This window comes from Tautonia rosea (genome assembly GCF_012958305.1).
Lineage (GTDB): Bacteria > Planctomycetota > Planctomycetia > Isosphaerales > Isosphaeraceae > Tautonia > Tautonia rosea.
This window is the reverse complement of record NZ_JABBYO010000004.1, coordinates 179,337-199,345: the sequence shown is the minus strand read 5'-3', so window position 1 is coordinate 199,345 and position 20,009 is coordinate 179,337. Positions and strand designations below refer to the sequence as shown.

17 protein-coding genes are annotated in these 20,009 nt (G+C 64.1%); 8 read left to right on the top strand and 9 right to left on the bottom strand.

What is annotated here, in order from left to right:
- Positions 1-82: 82 nt before the first annotated feature.
- Positions 83-1,126 (bottom strand): DUF1559 domain-containing protein, encoded by a 1,044-nt coding sequence (locus HG800_RS08425; RefSeq protein WP_169975764.1) that lies wholly within the window; start codon positions 1,124-1,126, stop codon positions 83-85.
- Positions 1,127-1,729: 603 nt separating this feature from the next.
- On the opposite strand from HG800_RS08425, the gene HG800_RS08420 reads away from it, so the two are divergent.
- The 4 genes from HG800_RS08420 to HG800_RS08405 all read left to right on the top strand — a co-directional run bounded on the left by HG800_RS08420 (position 1,730) and on the right by HG800_RS08405 (position 5,270).
- Positions 1,730-2,038: a putative quinol monooxygenase gene (locus tag HG800_RS08420; RefSeq protein ID WP_169975762.1), complete on the top strand. Its 309-nt coding sequence runs from the start codon at positions 1,730-1,732 to the stop codon at positions 2,036-2,038.
- 252 nt (positions 2,039-2,290) lie between these two features.
- Positions 2,291-3,214 (top strand): ParA family protein, encoded by a 924-nt coding sequence (locus HG800_RS08415; RefSeq protein WP_169975760.1) that lies wholly within the window; start codon positions 2,291-2,293, stop codon positions 3,212-3,214.
- Between the two features lie 55 nt (positions 3,215-3,269).
- Positions 3,270-4,250 (top strand): hypothetical protein, encoded by a 981-nt coding sequence (locus HG800_RS08410; protein WP_169975758.1) that lies wholly within the window; start codon positions 3,270-3,272, stop codon positions 4,248-4,250.
- A 201-nt stretch (positions 4,251-4,451) separates the two neighbouring features.
- Positions 4,452-5,270 (top strand): FkbM family methyltransferase, encoded by an 819-nt coding sequence (locus HG800_RS08405; RefSeq protein WP_169975756.1) that lies wholly within the window; start codon positions 4,452-4,454, stop codon positions 5,268-5,270.
- A 164-nt stretch (positions 5,271-5,434) separates the two neighbouring features.
- On the opposite strand, the gene HG800_RS08400 is transcribed toward HG800_RS08405, so the two are convergent.
- The 7 genes from HG800_RS08400 to HG800_RS08370 form a co-directional block, all read right to left on the bottom strand.
- On the bottom strand, positions 5,435-6,862 hold the full coding sequence (locus HG800_RS08400) for a sialate O-acetylesterase (RefSeq protein WP_206352178.1): 1,428 nt from the start codon (positions 6,860-6,862) through the stop codon (positions 5,435-5,437).
- A 131-nt stretch (positions 6,863-6,993) separates the two neighbouring features.
- The gene (locus tag HG800_RS08395) at positions 6,994-7,995 is read right to left on the bottom strand and encodes an RluA family pseudouridine synthase (protein WP_169975754.1); all 1,002 of its coding nucleotides are present in this window, start codon (positions 7,993-7,995) and stop codon (positions 6,994-6,996) included.
- Between the two features lie 102 nt (positions 7,996-8,097).
- Positions 8,098-8,493, bottom strand: a complete 396-nt coding sequence (locus HG800_RS08390; RefSeq protein WP_169975752.1) for a hypothetical protein — start codon at positions 8,491-8,493, stop codon at positions 8,098-8,100.
- Between the two features lie 13 nt (positions 8,494-8,506).
- Positions 8,507-8,980 (bottom strand): DUF29 domain-containing protein, encoded by a 474-nt coding sequence (locus tag HG800_RS08385; protein ID WP_169975751.1) that lies wholly within the window; start codon positions 8,978-8,980, stop codon positions 8,507-8,509.
- 56 nt (positions 8,981-9,036) lie between these two features.
- Complete coding sequence (locus tag HG800_RS08380) at positions 9,037-10,275, bottom strand: hypothetical protein (protein WP_169975749.1); 1,239 nt, start codon at positions 10,273-10,275, stop codon at positions 9,037-9,039.
- 279 nt (positions 10,276-10,554) lie between these two features.
- Entirely contained in the window at positions 10,555-13,014 is a 2,460-nt protein-coding gene (locus HG800_RS08375) for a serine/threonine-protein kinase (protein WP_169975747.1), read from the bottom strand.
- 37 nt (positions 13,015-13,051) lie between these two features.
- Complete coding sequence (locus tag HG800_RS08370) at positions 13,052-13,681, bottom strand: RNA polymerase sigma factor (RefSeq protein ID WP_169975745.1); 630 nt, start codon at positions 13,679-13,681, stop codon at positions 13,052-13,054.
- 492 nt (positions 13,682-14,173) lie between these two features.
- Between HG800_RS08370 and HG800_RS08365 the strand changes: the two genes are divergently transcribed.
- The 4 genes from HG800_RS08365 to HG800_RS08350 all read left to right on the top strand — a co-directional run bounded on the left by HG800_RS08365 (position 14,174) and on the right by HG800_RS08350 (position 18,809).
- On the top strand, positions 14,174-14,728 hold the full coding sequence (locus HG800_RS08365) for a hypothetical protein (RefSeq protein WP_169975743.1): 555 nt from the start codon (positions 14,174-14,176) through the stop codon (positions 14,726-14,728).
- A 67-nt stretch (positions 14,729-14,795) separates the two neighbouring features.
- Positions 14,796-16,685, top strand: coding sequence for a hypothetical protein (locus HG800_RS08360; RefSeq protein ID WP_169975741.1), 1,890 nt, complete (start codon positions 14,796-14,798; stop codon positions 16,683-16,685).
- 149 nt (positions 16,686-16,834) lie between these two features.
- Positions 16,835-17,827: a zinc ribbon domain-containing protein gene (locus HG800_RS08355; protein ID WP_169975740.1), complete on the top strand. Its 993-nt coding sequence runs from the start codon at positions 16,835-16,837 to the stop codon at positions 17,825-17,827.
- 73 nt (positions 17,828-17,900) lie between these two features.
- Positions 17,901-18,809, top strand: a complete 909-nt coding sequence (locus HG800_RS08350; protein WP_169975738.1) for a YHYH protein — start codon at positions 17,901-17,903, stop codon at positions 18,807-18,809.
- 207 nt (positions 18,810-19,016) lie between these two features.
- Here HG800_RS08350 and HG800_RS08345 read toward each other — a convergent pair whose 3' ends face one another.
- Positions 19,017-19,868 carry a YkgJ family cysteine cluster protein gene (locus HG800_RS08345; RefSeq protein ID WP_169975736.1) on the bottom strand — a complete coding sequence of 284 codons (852 nt, stop codon included), beginning with the start codon at positions 19,866-19,868 and terminating at the stop codon, positions 19,017-19,019.
- Positions 19,869-20,009 lie beyond the last annotated feature (141 nt).

Genomic DNA, 20,009 nt, shown 5'->3' with positions numbered 1-20,009 from the left:
AATACTGCATTGATCAACAAGCAACATCCGCTCTGGCCGGTCGGCCCAACGAACACAGACCGGCCAGAACGTGATGAGAAACTCAGAATTGGTCCGCCGAAACGACTTCACCACCCTGAATCGTCTGCAACGACCACCAGACAAACGGGTTGATCGTGTCCTTGATGAACCGGACGCTGCCGTCACCAAAGGTCATGTTCGCACCGCCCGGGTGATAGCTTCCGATCCGCCAGGCGTAGATCAAACGCTGATCGTTGGGTGGGAAACGGTTGTCTCGCCACGGGGCGTTCGGGGTGCTCGACCAGACCCAGGTATGCGTCGGCGGGTAGACCGTGCCGTGAGTCGACGTGTGAGCCCCGGCTCCCCAGAAGGGACCGAAGTACCGGGTCGTGTTCCAGCTCCACTTGATCTGCGGCGACTCGCCGATCATCACCGTGTTACTCAGACCATCGCGAACCTCGCTGAACTTCACCGCCAGATCCGTGAAGAACATCCCCTGGTCTCGCTTCACCGGCGCGGCGAAGGCCGGGCAATCATACTCGGTGAACCGGCTCGACATCATCACGTAATTGCTGCGCATGGCCTCGGCCATGGCATACGGACCGGTGCCATTCATATCCTGATTGAACCGTTCGGGCGGATCATCCGACGGGCACGCGTAGGTCGCAACCAGCGAGCCCACCACCGTCGTGTTCACCCAGTGGCTCCCGATCAGGTTCGTGTTACCATTCCGCCAGGCCGCATTGCTCGACGCCTGACCAAAGTTGTAGGCATCGTGCAGCGGCTGCTGTTCGAGGAAGTTCAGGATCATCGTGAAGCCGGTCGTGTTCAAGACCGAGCCGTTTGGAAAGCCCGGCACTCGGTTCGGTGCGTTGCAGCTTCCCGAGGCCAGCTTCACCGGAGGCATCGAGCCGTTGGCGCTCTCGTAGTTGTGAATCGCCAGCCCAATCTGCTTCATGTTATTCGTGCACTGAGCCCGTCGCGCGGCTTCTCGAGCACTCTGGACCGCAGGCAACAACAACGCGATCAAAACACCAATAATGGCGATCACCACCAGCAGTTCGATCAACGTGAAACCACGTCGTCGATCGGGGTGAATCAAGGGATGCGGTCGATGGTGTTCCATCTGGAATTGCTCCGTGCAAGGAAGGGAATTGACGAAGGCACGTCATGGCATGAACGATCACGCAACTTCAAGTCACATGATGGCCGGGAGCAGTCATTCATGCAAACGCATGCCGAAGCAAGTTCGCCAATGCGTTTTAGAGGAGGCAAGGTGCACCGGGAGAGGGATGCACTGAGAGAGAGGTTGAACAGAACAGAATGGTGAAACCATTCAGGTTCATCAAACAGAATGGCGCGTTGAGATTCATAAAAGGTGTTCTCTTTGCCAGTCTGTTCGAACGAGGTTTAACTTCCCATGATCCTCCCACACTGTCAACACGCCACCGCCACGAACTACTCAAAAAATTCATCCTGACACAGGGAATTCTTGTATCTCATTCTGAGAGAAACGTTTATCTCATCCTCAAAGTCAATCATCACCTCGCTGCAAACGATTCCCCAGGGTTTCGACCTCCACTCAAATGAACCTCGATCGGCTCGGATTCATCGTCTTCTCCCGAATCCCGAACGACTTCAAGGCTGACGACCTCCACTCGTCCTGTTAGACTGACCCGCCTCTTGACGAGACCTCACGAGACCCCACCATCAGGCCTGGAGAGTCACCATGATCCATGTCATCGCCACCATCACCACCCACCCCGGACGACGCGCCGACCTGCTCACCGAATTCACCAAGATCCTCGAACCCGTCCGAGCCGAAGACGGTTGCATCGAATATGGGACCGCCGTCGATGCCAAAACCGACATTGCCGCGCAGATCCCCTTCCGCCCTGATGTCGTCACCGTCGTCGAGAAGTGGGAAAGCCTGGACCACCTCAAGGCCCACCTCGACGCCCCTCACATGCACACCTTCCGCGGCCGCGTCAAAAACATCGTGACCGAGACCTCGCTGAGCATTCTTGAATCGGCTTGAACCAACCCGCTCGGCGGCTCGATCGGCACCAAAAGCCCCTTCGGCACAAATTCGAGCCTGGCCCCGGCCGCATCCCGGTTCTCGGGTTCGCGCCCGGGGCTGGTCCGGTTAAACTCCCCGGAACCCTGGGGCGTTGCGTGACTGCGCATTGTTCCAAAGGAGACGGACGGAACCGAGTTCGATCAATTTCCGACGTGAACGCGAACACGATCGCGAACTGACCCCACCATCCGCAACCAGGGAGGGAACCCGATGACGCGCCGGATCGCGGTCTTGAACCAGAAGGGGGGCGTGGGCAAGACGACCACGACCGTCAACCTCGCCGCCGCCCTCGCCCACGAAGGGCACCGGACCTTGGTGCTCGACCTCGACCCTCAGGCCCATGCCACCCTACATCTCGGCCTGATGCCCGGCCGATCGGGCCCGTCCCTCTATGACGTTTTGACCCAGGGACTCCCCCTGAAGGATGTCCGCCGACAGGTCGCCGACAACCTATTCATCTGCGGGAGCCATATTGACTTGGCCGCCGCCGAGGTCGAGTTGATCGGAACCGTCGGCCGCGAGGTCATCCTCCGCGACCTCCTCGCCGCCGACGAGGCCGACGACGCCCCCTACGACTTCGTCCTCATGGACTGCCCCCCCTCGCTCGGCATCCTCACCCTCAATGCCCTCTGTGCCGCGCAAGAGGTGTTCATCCCCTTGCAGGCGCACTTCCTCGCCCTGCACGGGCTTTCCAAACTTCTGGAAACGATCCACCTCGTCTCGAAGCGCGTCAACCGCGACCTGCGCGTCTCTGGCGTCGTCCTCTGCTTGTATGACTCCGGAACCCGTCTCGGTGCCGAGGTCATCGACGACCTCGAACGCTTCTTCGAGGCCCGTCGCCAGGCCCATTCTCCCTGGTCAGACGCTCAAATTTTCAAATCTCGAATTCGCCGTAACATCCGCCTGGCGGAGTGCCCCAGCTTCGGCCAGTCCATCTTCCAGTACGCCCCGTCCAGCCGAGGAGCGGCCGATTACTCCTCACTCGCCGGAGAAATCCAGGGCCGCCCCCCCACCGGGTCCTGGGCATCGACCGACTCCGCCACCACTGCGCCCGAGCCTGACTCTGACGGCGAGCTCCCCGCCGTCACCCGGCCTGCTCGCGTCGACGAACCATCCTCCGCCCCTGCCGCATAACCAAAGGGAGTGACACACTCCTGTTGGTGTTCAATCCATCGAGCCTGCTTTGCCCATGCGCTGGATCGGCATCGACGAAGCCGGATACGGCCCCAACCTCGGCCCCCTGGTGATGACTGCGGTCGTCGCCGAGGGGCCCGACATCGCTCGCCCCGACCCCTGGCTCGACTGCTCCACAACCGTCTGCCGATCCGGATCACGCGACACCCGCCTCTGGATCGACGATTCCAAGCGCCTCTATCGTCACGGGGTCGGTCTTGATCGGCTCGACGCCGCCGCCCTCGCTGTCCTCGACGCCGCCGGGCTTCCACGTCCCAGCGATTTTCGATCGCTCCTGACCACGCTTGGCGTCGATCCCGATCGTGACGGCGAGCTCCTCCCCTGGCTCCCGATCGGCACCGATTCCCCTGTCCCTCATCCTTCCTCCGCTGCTCGCGTGGCCGAAACGCTCCGGCTCCGTCCCTTCGCCTCCGCTCCCTGGCGGATCGTCTCCCTCCGAAGCGTGGTGATTGGCCCGTCGCGCTTCAACCAGTCACTCGACCGCACCGGCTCCAAGGCCCTTTTGCACTTTTCCGCGTTCGCCGAGTTGCTTTGCTGGGCCTGGGACATGGCGGCTGATGGCCTCCCCACGTTCGTCCGATCCGACAAGCACGGCGGTCGGCACTTCTACGCCGATCTGATCCGATCATGTCTGCCTCCCTTTTCCGTCTCGATCACCCCCGGCCCCGAAGGCCCCGACCTCAGCCGATACCAGATCCGATCGGATGCTGCGGCAAGCACCCGGTCCCGCTCTCTCACCCTCGATCTTCTTCCCCACGCCGACGCCGACGACGCCCTCGTTTCCCTCGCCTCGATCCTCAGCAAACTCATCCGTGAATACTGGATGACCTGTTTCAACGCCTACTGGGCCGCCCGAGTCCCTGGCCTCAAGCCCTCCGCCGGTTACCCCGTCGATGCCTCCCGCTTCCGCCGCGACCTGCTCGCCTCGCTTCCAGACCCCGATCCGCCCGTCTCGTCCTGGTGGCGCATCAAGTAATTGCTCGTTGATTCCTCCAGGTCGACCCCTTTGCCCCCACGAGACCTGCCGCTCTGCCTTCTCGTCTGCGGGGCGATCATCGAGTAGAGTTGTCTTGCCCTCTCGAATCGGAGGAGCCGCGCGGATCGCGCCCTTCGCCTGAGCTCACATCGTCAATTCAACGGCCGCTGCTGGCGCCCACCCTTTGACTTCGAGAATCGAATGAAGCAACGAATCCTGGGATCGTCGCTAGCGAGACTTGCCCTCTCGACCCGGTCCATGATGAAGCTCGGGGGAGCAGTGCTGAATGGCAAGGAAGTCGTGGAGACGCTCGTCAACGACCAGCTGGCCGAGTACCTCATGGTCCGATTCGCCAGGCCCGGCACCCTCTTCCTCGACGTCGGAGCACACATCGGGTCGATCATCACGGAAGTCCTGCACTATTGCCCCTCAACCACAATCGTGGCCATCGAAGCGATTCCGGAAAAGGTCGACCAACTGCGACGAACCTTTCCCACGATCACGGTCCACCAGTGTGCGCTGGGCGAAGCGGAGGGCACCGCGTCCTTCTTTATCCATCCCCAAAAGTCGGGATACAGCTCGCTCCAACGCCCTTCGCACGCGCGACAGCACGAGTTCCAGGAAATTCAGGTCCCCCTCACCACGCTCGACCATCTCATCAAATCGGAATCCGTTGATTTTATCAAGATCGACGTCGAGGGGGCTGAACTGGGAGTCCTCCGGGGAGGCGATCGGCTCATCTCCGCCAATCGTCCCACGATCCTCTTCGAGAGCATGCCCGAGGCCGAGAACAGCCTCGGCTATTCGAAGGAATCGCTCTGGCAATGGTTCCACGACCACTCGTACGAGGTCGTCATCCCGAACCGTGTGGCCCACACCGCTCCGGGGCTGAGCCTGGACTGCTTCCTTGACAGCCACTGGTTCCCAAGACGCACAGGAAATTACTTCGGCATTCCGAAGGAACGACGCAACGAGGTCCGGGCCCGCGCCCGAACGATCCTGAAACTGGATCGCTCCTGAAGGATCGCACGCGATCCAGCTCCCTGGCGAGTCATCTTGACTTCAGCGGAATCGAAGCCCAAGAACCTCAGGACAAATTTATTCGTGGACCTCCCCCTCTTCTCTCAAACTTGAGAGCGAGGGGGAGGCGTTCGTCAAATCAACCAACTCACACGTAACACGAATCAAGGAACCGTCACGCCCGGCCACGAATCGGTTCGGAAGGGAGTCGCAGGCAGATCCGCGCCGTTCCAGAGGTTCACCACCGGGTAATCATCCCAGCCGAACCGGACGGCGACCGGATGCTCAACCTCGGGGCTCGACACAACGATCGTCTCCTCGTCCACGATCTCGGCCTGAGCGTTCACAAACGTCTGATCCTCCCCGGCGATCGTGAACCCGGTCAACGACCCATCCTTGGCGACAAGACCACCATTCGCATGATCAAATTTCAAGGTCGCCTTGCCGTTGGCGAAGCTCGCCGAGCGAAGGATCGGCCCGGAGTAGGGAATGTCCTTCCCATACTCCAGCGCTAGCGCCGCCAGCGCCAGCCGCTGACCAACCGGCTCCTTCGCCTTCGGGTGAATGTCGTCTTCCTCACCCACGTCGGTGATGACCGCCATTGCCACGTTGCGGAGCACCTGGGTAGCCAGCAGCTGAGCCTCGCGCAGCTCGGCCCAGTCACTCGGGCCGGGCTCGGTTCGGATCTTCTTGAATGGAGCCAGCTGCACGAGCAGGAACGGGAAGTCCCCTTGCCCGAAGGCGTCTCGCCAGTTCTCGATCATCGCCGGGAAGAGGGTCCGATACTCGAAGGCTCGGCCCGCGTTCGACTCCCCTTGATACCAGATCGCCCCAGCGATGCCGTAGGGGACGATCGGGTGGATCATCGCATTGTAGAGCCAGCCCGGCCGGTGCGATTCTCGCTCGTTCTCCGGTCGGTCGAGGATGCCCTTCAAGTACGGATGAGCAGCCAGGGCGGCTTTGTCGGTCCAGGCTTCGGCCGGGGTGCCGCCGAAGTTCGTGCTGATCAAGCCGACCGGTACATTCAGCTCCTTGCGGAGCATCTTGCCGAAGTGATACGCCACGGCCGAGAAGCCGGGGATCGTCTCCGGTCCCGAGGCCGACCAGGAAATGTCGACTGTGTCCTGCGGCTCGGCCGTTCCCACCCGAGGCACCGTCAGCAGGCGGAGCAGGGGGTCCTCCGACCCGGCAATCACCGATTCCGGGTCAGCGCTCTGGGTCACCGACCACTGCATGTTCGACTGCCCGGAGCAAACCCAGACCTCGCCAACGAGCACATCGTCGATCGTCACCGAATCGTCGCCGCTGGCAATCGTCAGGGTGTTCCCCTTGCCTCCCACGTCGAGATCGTTCAGATAGGCCATCCACTTCCCGTCGTCGCCGGCCGTGGCCGTCGCCTCCTGATCCCGGAAGCTCACCGTCACCTCGGCTCCGGGTTCGGCCGTTCCCCAGATCGGCACCGTGGCGCCTCGTTGCAGCACCATGCCGTCCGAGAAGATTGGATTCGGCGTGACTTCGGCGACAGCCGGCATTGTCGCGGCCATCCCCATCGCCACCACGGCGGCAAACCATTTGCTCTTGCGGAGAGTCATCGATCAATCGCTCCTTAGGCGCCCGTTTGCGGTATCCAAGGCCAATCCTCCTCCCAGGGGAAGGAGCATTCGGCGATCATACCCCCCACTCGCCACTGTCGCCACGATCCAGAACTCCCTCTCCGCGCGACTCAGTCCATCGCCCGATGTTCCCGTAACGCGTCCAGAACCGTTTGCATGTCTTCCGGCACTGGCGAAACCAGCTCCATCGGCTCCTCTGTTTTCGGATGAATCAGCGAAAGTCGATGCGCATGCAACGCCTGCCGATCGATCAAGACCCGGTCCGCGTCCGGCCCCTCGGGGCCGACCAGGTCCCCCATCGTCAGCCTGTCGCGCCCCGAGTACAGCTTGTCCGCCACGATCGGGCAGCCGATGTGCGTCAGGTGCACTCGAATCTGATGCGTCCGCCCCGTTTTCGGCTCACACAAAATCAACGCATACCCGCGAAAGCGCTCCAGCACCTTGTAAAACGTCCGAGCGACCTTGCCGCCATCCTCCGGCCTCCGAATCGCCATCTTCTCGCGATGCGTCGGATGATGACCGATCAGCTTGTCGATATAATCACTATCGCGTTCTGGTGATCCCGACACGATCGCCAGATACTGCTTCCGGATCGTCCGGTCCTCGAACTGCTTGGCCAGGTGCGTATGCGACCGATCCGCCTTGGCAATGAGGATCAGGCCCGACGTATCCCGGTCGAGCCGATGCACGATCCCCGGCCGCAACTCACCCGAGACACTCGACAGCCGATCGAGATGATGCTGAAGCGCGTTGACCAGCGTCCCCGACCAGTTCCCCTTCGCCGGATGCACCACCATGTTCGGCGCCTTGTCGACCACCGCCATCGTGTCATCCTCATAAATAAACTTCAGCGGGATATCTTCCGCCTGCGGCACGTCGTGGTCGAGCACCGGCAGCCAGACCCGCACCCGGTCTCCCAGCTGCACCTTGTACGACGCCTTCACGGCCTGGTCGTTCACCAGCACGGCTCCCGCGTCGATCACCTTCTGAAAGACGCTCCTCGAATAGTCCGGGAAGCGGCTGTGCAAATAATGATCAATCCGCTTTGCCTCCGACCGGGCCCGGATCGTGAACTCGGTCGGTTCGTCTGACAGCGATCGCTCGCGAGGCATGGCAAGATGGGTCCGTTCGATCGCTCGGGCAGAGGCGATGAAGAAATGAGAGATCCAGTTGAGTTGAAGAACCAATCAGCGACGAAAGTCACGCGCCGACCGTCACGGCAGCTGCTCGACGAACCGGGGATCGCCTCGGAGAAGAACCGAGAGCCCCTCGCCCCGAACCAGCAACGTCTCCGACGCTTCAGTCACGGCCGAGAACTCAATCGATGCCTGACGCACATCGAGCGGGATCGGGATCTGATTCTCCCATCGCGCACCGTCGATTGAGAAGGCCCCATCCGCCAGGATCGTCGGCAACCGCGTCGGCAACGATTCCAATGTCGCCGATCGGATGATCAGGTCAACTGCCTGAACCCACCCCGTCCCCGGGTCCATGCCGGGTCTTTCTTCCGATTGATGCACATACGCCGGCCGCAACCGGACCACGATCTCGGATCCGACCCATTCCAGCCCCCCGAGCGTCGAGTCGTGCAATTCAATCAGGCGATTCATCGGCCAGAGTCACTCAGGACCGGGCTTTCGGAACAGCCTCGGGCAATACCATCGTAAGCAGTTGTTCCAGCGGATACGGGCACTCGCTCGGGAAACGATCGACGGGCAACCCCGTTTCTGCGGCCGCCCGCTCGACGGCCCGTTCGTAGACCGCCGGAAGCGTTTCCTCCGCATGAGCACGGAGCACGCCCTTTGATGCGACTGCGTTCAGCTCTTGCCGCTGTTCAATCAGGGGTGCTCGCCAGCTCCGAGTGCGTCGATCGGGCTGAAATTCCCACTTCAGCAGATGAAGGAGCAGGACCACAAGGCGGCTTTCCACCTCCCGACGATCACGCCGGGCGATGTCCGAGAGGAACTCCGCGAGGTGAGCCAGGTCGAACTCCTCAACCCGGCCCTCACGAGCCAGGTCGGCCATGAGATCGAGCCAGGCCGTTTCATCGAGCTCGTAAAGCGAGGACAGGGTGTCGAGTGCTCGGGTGGCAGCCATTCAGTCTCGCACCGTGCTCGGAAACGGCGGTTCTCTCCGATGCGTTGTTGCTCAGCTCAGTTCGAGCCCCCCGACGGGAACACCTCGTCCGGCAATTCCCCACTCGGAGCCGGAGCCTCGGGTTCCGAGGCCGGTTCCGGCTCGACGGGTGCCGGAGTCTCCGGAGCCGGATCCGGCTCGACAGGGGCCGGGGTCGGCGTACCGAACGGATTCTCGGGCACTCGCGGCGTCTCCAGAACCGGCGACTCGCTTGGGGCAGGGGCCGGGGTCTCGCTCGGAGCCGGCTCGGGGGCGGGGATCACCGGCACGTCGGCCGGTTCGTCCGTCGTCGCGGGAGGAAGTTCCGGCAGGCCGACCGGGGCGGGCATATCGGGCGCATCCGGGGCGTCTGAGGGCGTGCTCAGGTCAATCGAGGGAGACAGGTCGAGCCCTTCGAGCCCCGGAATCGTGCCACCGGGGCTTCCGCCTCCGGGAGGAAGGCCGAACAGCCCTTCCAGCGGGCTCGATGCTCCGGGCGCGAGGTTCAGGCCCGGCAGGTCCAGTCCCGAGGCGGCTCCGGCCGAAGCACTCGGCTCATACGTCGAAAGCGCCTCGTAAAAGGCGATGCTGTCGCTCCGCTTCAACCGTCGCAGAGTGTTCGAGGCCTGCTGGGCCTCGGGGGTCTCGGGGAACTCCTCGATGACCGACTCATACAGCGCCAGCACGTCGTCGAGCTTGGCGTGGTCGGTGTCGTCGGCGTTCAGCCCCATCCGGGCCTCGGCCGATCGGGCTCGACCGAGCGCGGCCAGGCGCTTCAGCGTGTCGTTCTCCCCGGCGTCGCGGTACACGCCGTTGAACAGGTCATCGGCCTCGACCACCTTGCCCGCCCCGGCCGACCGCCGCGAGGTCGCCAACTCGGCCGAGCCCTCGTTGAGCAACAGGGAGGCAGCCCGCAACCGCGCCCACTGGGCTGCGGCCGTGTCGGGATGCGTTTCGGCAATCCCCTTGAGCCGTTCAGGCAGCCCAGCGTTGGGATCGCTCCCAAAGGCCGCCGCGACCGAAGGCGCCACGCTGATCGACGCCAGCTCATTCCAGGCCGCCACGGACGTCTGGTTCGGCCCACCAATGCGATAGGCGATCCAGAGTCCACCCACGATCCCGGCCAGGATCAAGACGACCCCTGCCCAGAACCCCGGCCCTTTCTGGATCATCCGACGGATCCACTGTTCGAGCATCGTCGGCTCGTCGTGGTGAATCAACGACTCGGGGGGCGGCTCGCCCTCGTGATGGTGGCGAGGTTGGGGCTCGGTCTTCATGGTCGCTCGGCACGCTCGGCCCCGGAACCGGGGCGATCTCGGGATCGGCAACGCAACACGCGAACGAGGGGCTCCCCCCGTTTGTCATCGCGTCATCTTAGCGGCCGGTCCTCAGGACGGTCAAGCGCAGCCGGTCGTTCCGCTTCAATCGGCCCGCGATGGCTTCTTCCTCACGATCAGACCGTGAGCATCGAGACGATCCCCTCCGTCACGGAACCATTTCGAATCGCGATGCTGCCAACTTCTTGCGTGTCTGGATCCCGATCCAGGGGCGCTCGATCAACCCCCCAGGAATGCCTGGCGGGGTTCCTCGGCAGAAAGCCCCTTCAGAAGCTGGTCGCGTTCGGCGAGGGTCGCGCGGTAGTCCTCGTTCTCGGGATCGAGGGCCAGCGCCTCCTCAATCGCGCGAATGGCCAGGGTCAGGCCCCGTCGGATCTCCCGGGGGTCATCCTGATCCTGCCCGATTTTGACGAATTGCATCGACGCCTCGGCCAGCAGGATGCGGGCGGCCGGCTCCTCGGGCATCCGGGCGATCAGTTCCTGGCACAGCTCCACGAAGCGGCCCGTGGTCTTCCGGGCGCGATCGAAATTCCCCTCCTGCCGTTGCGTGTACACGAAATAGCCGACCGCCTTCTGAACGGCGAGGGACATCTCCCGGGGCTCCAGGCCCAGCAGCCGACTCTCATCGACGATCAGGTCGGCCATCGCGGTGGGAGAGCCGACCATGCGCGGGTCCGTGACCCCGTTCAGCAGCGGCAGGTCGTCGATGGCCCCGAGGCGGAAGATGAGCCAGCGAATGGCAATCGCTTCGAGCATCACCGCGGGATCGATGATCCCCTTACCGCGAGGGATGTCCGAGAGCAGGGCCCGAGCCTCGTCCATGTCCCCCTCAACCATCGCAACGGTGGCCAGGTATCGGGCGACCCTCGGATCCGCGAGCCACTCTCCGGGCGGGCCGGAGCGATCGATGTCGTAAATGATCCTTCGGCCCTCGTCGAGCCATCGGAGGGCCGCCCCACAATCGCCCAGCGCGTAGTGCCGGGTTGCCATCGAGAAGGGCATGTCCACGATCGCGCGAAAGGTGGGCCGGCAGAGCACCTCGGGCGGCAGCGAGCGGACCATGGCAAGGGCCTCCCAGGCCCCTTCCTCGGCCTGATCGAGATCCATCAGATAGATGTCCGCCAGAAATCGCATCAGCTCCGCCTCGATGAGTGACTCCCGAACGTAATCAACGTTCGGAGCGTAACGAATCGCCTCGCGCAGGGCGTCCAGGCCGTCGTCGAGCGCCGGGTCGAATACCTCCTTCGGGAGAGAGTTCCGCTGCATGAGATAGACGATCATCAGGTTCAACTGGCCGAACGCGACAAGGTTCGCCGCGTCGATCGTCCCGGCCTCTCGGGCGGCCCGGAGTCGGTCCCGCAGCGGGAGGAGCTGGTCGAGCAAGTCCCCAACATCATAGGAGTCCTGGAAGAAAACCTGGTTGGCGACGTCCTGGTAATTCTCGAAGACCTGCGCAAAAAGCTCCAGGTTCTCCTCCAGTCGGGCGACCTCACGATCATTGCGTTCCTGCTCGATCCGCAAGGCCCGAAGTCGGGCCGCCTGGACGACGAACAAGGCCACCCCAAGCACCAGCAAGGCCGCCACCGAGGCTGCAATCGTCCGGTGGCGGCGGCACCACCTCGCGGCGAGCACCGTCCGAGGGGTCGGCTTCGCCAGGATCGGCCGGCCCTCTCGGAATCGCCTCAGGTCGTCGGCAAGGTGCAGGGCGCTCCGGTATCGCTTGGCGGGCGATTTCTGAAGGCACTGCAAGCAGATCGTCTCCAGCGCCTTCGGCACCTCGGGGTTGAGGCGCCGGGGGGCGACCGGGTCGCGGTCCCGGAGTTGGTGGTAGGTCTCTACCTTTGATCGACCGAGGAACGGGGGTCTGCCCGTAAGCATCCGATAGAGAATCGCCCCCAGCGCGTACACATCGGCCGCCGGGCCGATCGTCTCGGGCCGGGGCGCGAGCTGCTCCGGGGCCATGTACGGCGGGGTGCCCCGGGGGCCGGGGGCCATCGTCCAGGTGAGCTCAGGGTCTCCCCAGCCAAGGACGAGGCCGAAGTCGGCGACCATCGGCCGGCTCTCGGCAATCGAGCGCCCCGGCCGCTCTCCGAGCAAAATGTTCGACGGCTTCAGGTCGAGATGCAGGAAGCCGCGCCCATGCACGTGATCGACCGCCTCGGCGAGCAGCTCGACCACCCGCGCCGCCTCTTCGGGAGCAGGGGCCGGGTCGAGCCGATCGGCCAGGCTCCCGCCGGGTGCGTATTCGATGACCAGGCAGACCCACCCGCCGATCTCGGCCGAATCGAGCAGCCGGACGACCCCAGGATGGTCGATCTGCCGCATCGTCTCCGCCTCGCGACGCCACCGCGCCCGGTCGTCCGGCCCACCGCCGAGATACTTCAGGGCAACCGCCCGGCCGTCCTCCTCCCGGGTTGCCAGCGAGACGACCCCCATCCCTCCCCGGCCCAGCTCTCGAACGAGCCGATAGCCGGGCAAGACCGGGACCGGGACCGGCATCGCCTCCTCGACCTGACGGAAGGCCCCTCCGGCCCGGGTCTTGGCAACGAGTTCCCGGTCCAGCGTCTCCTGGCAGAGCGAGCAATGCTCAAGGTGCGACTCCAACGCCTCGAAGGCTGCCTCGTCGAGCGATTCGGAGATGAGCTGCCTCAGATCGTCGAGGCTCGGGCACTCAATCATCAGGCTCGATCCAGAGGGACAAGGGCAAGGGAGCCGATCAGCCCGGCTCAGTCGAGTTCGAGGCCGAAGCCGAACCGAGTCGGGCGCGAGCTTCCTCCCTGAGCATCCGGGCAATCCGCTCCTGATTTCGGTAGGCAGCCGCATACGACTTGCCGACGGCCCTCGCGGCTTCGGCCACGGGAGAGCCCTCGACCCTGATCATCCAGAAAACCCGCCAGTTCTCGGGACTGACCCGCTCCTTCACGGCATCCTGGACCGACTCGGCCAGATCGGCCAGCCGGCCGCCCAGGTCCCTCGGCGTCGACTCGTCTCCCAGGCGATCGGCTCCGTCGTCGGGTAGATCGTCGGGACTGGGCAGAGAGCGGGTCCCCTGGCGACGGGAGCGGACCAGTTCCACCACCTGGCTCCGCAAGACCGTTCGGAGCCAACCCCGAAAGGTCTTCGACGGGTCGTAATCGAACCCTTCGGCCCGGTGCAGGAACCGGAGGATGACCATCTGGCAAAGCTCGTCCAGGTCGTCCCCCTCGAACCCGAGCGATTGCCCCCAGCGCCGGATCATCGGCCGATAGGTGTCGTCAAACCGCGTCCAGGCCGAGTCATCATTCCACCGGGCCACCCTCTGGAGCAGCCGGCGATCGGTCTTCGCGTCGTCGCTGCCGAGTCTCATCGCCACCTCGGATTCAACCCGAAGATCCCCCCCGATCCAGAAAAAATCGGGCGGGCGTGTTCAATCCCACTGTAAGGACCATTGAGGGGAGAGGCCCAGACGCATCGAGCCAGGACGAAGGTCGACCTGGTGTCGCCAACGCTACCACCCTCAAACAAATGATGTCAAGCAATGATCGAGTATTCCCCTCAATGTGTTGATTTTTCGACATCACGTCTGCGATCCCCATCCTCGCCTCTCGGCCAGGCACAAGGCCACCCAGGCCAAACGAGGTTCACAATCAAGAATTGATGCGATCCTCAAAAGGCGATTCGCACGTTGACCTGTGTTCCTCATGCAGCACCATGACGGAGAAACGTCGCCCCTCCCCGTTCCCGAACCATCTGGTTTTGTTTGATCCTGCGTTTCCTCGTTCACTCGCCTGCCCCCTCGAATGCTTCGAGGACCGAACGAGGACGTCCGCGGGTCGAGAGGAGGCCGAAGGGCTCAATCATGTCCCAGATCGAACTGCTCGATGGTGAGACGATCGTCGCCGAACTCGTGCCGCAACCCGCCTACCAGAAGAACCTGAATCAGGTCGCTTGCGTGACCGATCGCCGGCTGGTGTTCCTCAGGAAGAAGAAATTTGGGGTCGCGCTCCCCTATACGATCGAATATGTGCCGATTTCCGAATGCCAACAGATCAGCTACTCGAAATCCCTGGCGATCTTCAAGGCCCTGGCCGGTGGCTTGATGGTCGTGTTTGGCCTCTTCATGATCGTCCTCGCGCTAATGGCCTTGCTCTCCGGCGACTCCTCGAAGCCGGCGGGGAATATCCTCTGGTTGGCCATGATCTCGCTGCCGTTGGCGGGTACGGGGGCGGTGATGGTCGCAGACCTAAAGCGGCACAACCTGCGCTTTCAGTGCGGCGACCGGAAGCTGCATTGGGTCTCATCGGGGGGCCACGGGATGCAACACTGGCTGCCGTCGCTCAACGGAATCAGAGCGTTGGCCCAGTCGAAGGGCATTCCGACCACCGATTTCCCCGAGTCGGCCGTCAGCCCCTGACCCCCTCGGCCACCCGCCCCGCAACACATCGGTTCCGTTCCCTCCCTCACCCTCGGAGATGCTTCCCGTGAATGACTCGCGAATCCGTGGCATGTCGATCGAGGAGCGCCTCGGCCGCTTGGAGGATGAGAATCGGTCGCTCAAAAGGCGGTTCCGCCTTGCCCAGGCCGGTCTGGCCGGGCTCGCGGTGCTCGGGCTGATGCTCGGCAGCGCCGGCGGCCCCGACGGCTCCTTCCGCGCCCTCGACGTCGAACGCCTCACCATCCGTGACGAGGACGGAACGATCCGAGCCCGGATCGGGTTGGAGGAGAACGGCGACCTCGCTCACAGCCTCCTCGACGCTGAGGGCATCGAACGGATCCGGCTCGCGGTCACCAGCGACGGCGAGGTCCAGCAACGCCTCTACGACCACGAGCACCAGGTGAGGCTCGATGCCGTGATCCATTCGGACGGCGAGGTCGCCCAGCACTTGCTGGACGAGGAGGGTTCGAGCCGCATCATCCTTGGCGTTCCCGCCGATGGCTCGGCGCTCCAGGGGTTCTCCGATCCCAACGGCACCCCGCGAATCTTCCTCGGCGTCCGCCCCGACGGGACGGCCATCCAGGAGTTCTTCGACTCCGACGAGGCGAGCCGATTCCGCCTGGCCGTTCTCCCTAACGGGGCGGCGATTCAGAATTTCTTCGACGCCGACGAGGTACCCCGGATCGCCCTCGGCAACCTCCCCGATGGACCGGCGGGCCTGCGGTTCTTCGACAGCGACGGCGCCTCGCGGATCGGCCTCGCCACCCTCCCCGACGGGGAGGCCAGCCAGTTCTTCTCCGACGCCGACGAGGTACCGCGTCTCAGTCTGGCCACCTACTCCGATGGCCAGGCGATTCAGCACTTCTACGACAGCGACTTCATGACGCGGATCAGCCTGTCCACCTCCCCCGGAGGCCAGGCGATCCAACGCTTCCGCGACGGCGATGAGATGCTGCGAGCCAGCCTGAGCACCTCGCCCGATGGCGAAGTGGTCCAGGAATTCTTCGATCCAGACGGCTCGCAGCGACTCGTCCTCGGCCTCCGAACCGACGGCGCGGCGGTCCAGCAATTCCGCGATTCCGACGGGACCGGTCGCATCGTCTTCTCCCTCGATTCAGACGGCGAGGCAATTCAGCAATTTCGTGATCCGGACGGCGGACTCCGGGTCGCCATCACCGCCCTCTCCGAAGGCGAGGCGACCCAGTCCTTCTTCGATAACGACGGCAACCTGCGGATCGGCCTGGGCACCCTCCCCGGCGGCATCGCGATGCAGGACTTTTACGACCCCGACGAGGTGCAGCGGATCAGTCTAGCCACCTACTCCGACGGCGAAGCCATTCAGAAATTCGCCGACGGCGACCACATGAGACGGATCACCCTGGCCACCTATCCCGACGGCGAGGCGAGCCAGAACTTCTACGACCCCGACGCGCGGCGTCGGATCGGCCTCGTCACCTTTCCCGATGGCGAGGTGGGTCAGAATCTCTATGACGACGACGGCGTACGGCGCATCAACCTCGGGATCCTCTCCGACGGCGAGGCGAGCCAGGACTTCTACGACCCCGACGGCGTGCGGCGCATCAACCTCGGGACCTTCTCTGACGGCGAGGCGAGCCAGGACTTCTACGATCCCGACAAGATGCGGCGCATCGGGCTGGCCACCTACTCCGACGGCCAGGCAAACCAGGTCTTCTGGGACCGCGACGGCAATCATCGGATCTACCTGGTCAACTTACCCGACGGCCGAGCCGGACAGGTGTTCTTCGGCCCGGAACAGGACACGAAAGCGTCGACCATGGTGACCGCCGACGGCACCGTCTCCCAGTACACGGAGAAGGGATACGCGGAGCAAGCCTGGGACGTCGGCAACGTCCTGTTCGATCTCTTTCAGATCGGTCGGGAAGCCAAGAAGCTCTACGACGAGGCGAACCCTTAAGTTCAGCCATCCCGCCGAGGTCGTTTGCCTCTGATTGGCCGGCAAGCGTGGGGAAACCGGGCGAGCGGGAGACGAGTTCTTCCCGTTCTGCCCTCCGGCCTTCCGGCAAGGAACCCGAACACTCCCATGATCATCGGCTGGATGGACCAATGGCGCTGATCCCCTGTCCCGAGTGTCAGACCCAGATTTCCGACCTCGCTCCGACCTGCCCAAGATGCGGCTACCCAATCGCCATCCGGCCGGCGTCCGCGCCGAGCCCGAGCCCCACCTTGGCCTCAGCAAGCAGGAACGCGGTCCGATCCGCCCTGCGTTTCCTTGTCTCCGCAGTCGGTTGGACGTTCGCCGCGCTTACGTTCGTGGCTATTTTCATGTTTGGCCTCCCCTTTGTGCAGTCCCTGAGGGACGCCCACGAGCAGTCCCGGCTGCAACCCACCCATCAGATCGAATACGTCCTGGCCGGCGACCGGCTCCTCAAGGCTTGGGCTGAGGCGACCGCCGCCGACGTCGACGACCCGAATCGAGCCATCGAGGCATGGGAGGCTTACAACGTGGCACGGAAGGGGCTTCTCTCCGAGATGCCAGAGCTGACCGAGGACTTCCGCGCCACCTATCTCGAGCACACGCAGATCTACGACGCAATCCTCGATCTGCTCCGCAGTGTCCCTCAGGACTCCCTCTCCCTCGCGGCCCTCGGCGCCGCGAACCTCATGCAGGGGGGCCGCATCGCGCAGGAGATCCAGGAGCGAAGCGTCTCGCTTGAAAACCGCTATCGCGACACCACCAACCGCCTTGAGCAGATCGCGCTCCGCGAGGGAGCCCGGATCAACTGGAATCCCCTGCCCATGGTTTCGAGCGTCGAGGAGGGGGCCGCGACCGACTCGGGCATCGGGAGATCCTGGCTGCTCGTCGCAATCGACGGCCGCCCGCTCGACGGCTCCGAAACCGACCTCAACGTGTACCGAGAGGTGCTCGACCCCGACCGTTATGAGAATCGCATCCGAGAAATCCCTCTGGAATTCCTCACCCCACACGGTCGCAGAGAGGTCCAGATCGCCGGATGGGACGCGCCGGCGATCACGCTCCTTGACGCCTCCAACCAGACGATTGAACTCTGGAGCCGGTCCGACCATCCTGATCCTTAAGGAAACCGCTGGCCCTCGGAGAGAATCCCAGGGGGGTTCCCGAAGCAACCAGACCCGCCGGGAGGAGTGACCCATGAGAGTCAGCCGTCGAACCCTGATCGCCGGGGCCCTCGCCGTTCCGGCCGCCGCGGCGACCGCTGCCTATGTTCTCTCCGATTCGGCAGAGCGCGTCTCGTCCGAACGCTCCATCACCACGAGCGACGGTAAGCGGCTGGTCTCGGCCAATGGCATGCCCGACCACGCCATCGGAGACTTTCCCAACCGTCACGATCCGGTCCCGCTCCGGCCTCAGCGCCATCGGCTGGAGATGCCGCTCACGCCCGTCATCGCCGAGCAGCCGGTGCCAATTGCCATGTGGCTCTTTGGGATCGCCGTCAATGGCGTTCCGTTCGACCCTTCTGGACCCTTCTGGGACTCCAACGGCGACAGCGGCTGGCAGTTCGAGGTGCTGCATCCGGCCAACGCCGTGGCGCTGGGCATCGACGCCAACCGGGCGCACACCCAGGGACGGGGCACCTACCACTACCACGGCCTGCCGACCGGCCTGCTTTGGGATCTCTCTGTCGCCTCGCCGGATCGACCCATGCACATGCTCGGCTACGCCGCTGACGGCTTCCCCATCTACGGCCCCGAGTGCCCCGCCGACCCAACCGACCTGGCGAGCCGAACCCGGCGCCTTCGGTCGAGCTATCGGCTTCGGAGCGGTCTGCGGAAGGACGGGCCGAAGGGCCGCTTCGACGGGGTCTTCGTCGAGGACTTCGTATTCGAGCCAGGATACGGCGACCTGGACGAATGCAACGGCCGAAACGGACCGACCCCGGAGTTCCCCGACGGCACCTACTACTATGTTCTGACCGACGAGTTCCCGTTCATCCCCCGGCTCTGGCGCGGCTCGCCCGACCCGAGCTTCCGACACGGCCCCCCACCGGGCGTCTCGCCGCCGCTCCCCCCGGAACTCCGGGAGTATCGGAGCCGGACCTGACCGACGCCGAAACCGCAAACACCGCCAATTGACCCCGATCCCGCGCCGCCATCCTTTGGGATTCCAGACCACTCAATACGCAGACCCTCGGTCTGCCGACTTCCGCAACGGGAATGCCCTGAGTCCCCTCGTCCGATCGTGAGGACTCAATCGCTCATCCGGATGATCCCCCCGTTTCCATCGGGGATCGCGCCGTCCCCTCGCGGTTCAATCCCGAGGACGGTCGACCCCCAACTCACCAGGCCCCGGCTCGTCTCGATCGTTCGGTGGCGTTGGCGGCGCGTGTTGCCCCGCAAACCGGGCGATCAGGTCGCGGAACAGCTCGGGGGCCGGTCGGAGCGGCGGCCCCTCCGGATGCGAGGCCACCCACTCGAGCGCCAGCACCAGCGGCACCCAGTGGATCGTCTCGGCCTCGGGCGACGGATCGCACAGCCTCGCAAACGACATCCAGACCGAACCCGGCAAGTCCACCCCCTCAACTGCCCCCGGAGTCGGCTTCGCGCAGTGCTCGGCGGGCGAGGTCACCAGGTATTCTCGGCAGGTCAAGGGACGCTCCGGGTGGATCGAACACGATTCGTCCTCCAGGAACGGGCAGGGGACCCCCAACGCGAAGTACGCGCGCCCCAGCCGTCCCCTCGCCTCGCGGTCCATCGTCCGACGATCCTCCGACCGCAACGGCTCCAGCAATCCCCCCTCGTCGAGCCGCCGCCGCGCCTCCTCGAACCTCCCGCGCACCGCCGACCGCCTCGGCTCCGGCATTCCCTCGACCATCGCCGCAACCCGCCTCGCCTCCACCTCCGAAACCGGCACGAGCTGCCTGCAACACGCCCCGCACCCTGCCTTGCACGACACTCGACGCCCCGTCGCCTCGACCTGATGCACCGCCAGCTCGACCACCCGATCCTCCAAGGCCCTGGCCAGCGGCAACAGCTCCTCCAGCTCCACCAGCCTCGTCGGCAGCCTGACCTCCAGATCCAGCGTCCCCCCCGGCAACTTCAATTGCAGCTTCGCCGACACCGACTCGCTCGCTCCTCCCCCGTAGCTTCCGGCCTCGTCCATCGTCCCGCCCTCCCGCTCCCGATGGTTCTCCACCTCCCTCCCGATTCTAAGGGTCCGGCCCATGCTCCAGCAACGAGGCAGCCCCAAATAATTCAATACCATGACAAATGTTCATCATAAGTTTCAATCTGTTGCCGCAAA

Bases quoted from the DNA above. Each gene is read 5' to 3' on its own strand.
- HG800_RS08425 (WP_169975764.1), bottom strand. From the start codon at position 1,126: ATGGAACACCATCGACCGCATCCCTTGATTCACCCCGATCGACGACGT.
- HG800_RS08420 (WP_169975762.1), top strand. From the start codon at position 1,730: ATGATCCATGTCATCGCCACCATCACCACCCACCCCGGACGACGCGCC.
- HG800_RS08415 (WP_169975760.1), top strand. From the start codon at position 2,291: ATGACGCGCCGGATCGCGGTCTTGAACCAGAAGGGGGGCGTGGGCAAG.
- HG800_RS08410 (WP_169975758.1), top strand. From the start codon at position 3,270: ATGCGCTGGATCGGCATCGACGAAGCCGGATACGGCCCCAACCTCGGC.
- HG800_RS08405 (WP_169975756.1), top strand. From the start codon at position 4,452: ATGAAGCAACGAATCCTGGGATCGTCGCTAGCGAGACTTGCCCTCTCG.
- HG800_RS08400 (WP_206352178.1), bottom strand. From the start codon at position 6,862: ATGACTCTCCGCAAGAGCAAATGGTTTGCCGCCGTGGTGGCGATGGGG.
- HG800_RS08395 (WP_169975754.1), bottom strand. From the start codon at position 7,995: ATGCCTCGCGAGCGATCGCTGTCAGACGAACCGACCGAGTTCACGATC.
- HG800_RS08390 (WP_169975752.1), bottom strand. From the start codon at position 8,493: ATGAATCGCCTGATTGAATTGCACGACTCGACGCTCGGGGGGCTGGAA.
- HG800_RS08385 (WP_169975751.1), bottom strand. From the start codon at position 8,980: ATGGCTGCCACCCGAGCACTCGACACCCTGTCCTCGCTTTACGAGCTC.
- HG800_RS08380 (WP_169975749.1), bottom strand. From the start codon at position 10,275: ATGAAGACCGAGCCCCAACCTCGCCACCATCACGAGGGCGAGCCGCCC.
- HG800_RS08375 (WP_169975747.1), bottom strand. From the start codon at position 13,014: ATGATTGAGTGCCCGAGCCTCGACGATCTGAGGCAGCTCATCTCCGAA.
- HG800_RS08370 (WP_169975745.1), bottom strand. From the start codon at position 13,681: ATGAGACTCGGCAGCGACGACGCGAAGACCGATCGCCGGCTGCTCCAG.
- HG800_RS08365 (WP_169975743.1), top strand. From the start codon at position 14,174: ATGTCCCAGATCGAACTGCTCGATGGTGAGACGATCGTCGCCGAACTC.
- HG800_RS08355 (WP_169975740.1), top strand. From the start codon at position 16,835: ATGGCGCTGATCCCCTGTCCCGAGTGTCAGACCCAGATTTCCGACCTC.
- HG800_RS08350 (WP_169975738.1), top strand. From the start codon at position 17,901: ATGAGAGTCAGCCGTCGAACCCTGATCGCCGGGGCCCTCGCCGTTCCG.
- HG800_RS08345 (WP_169975736.1), bottom strand. From the start codon at position 19,868: ATGGACGAGGCCGGAAGCTACGGGGGAGGAGCGAGCGAGTCGGTGTCG.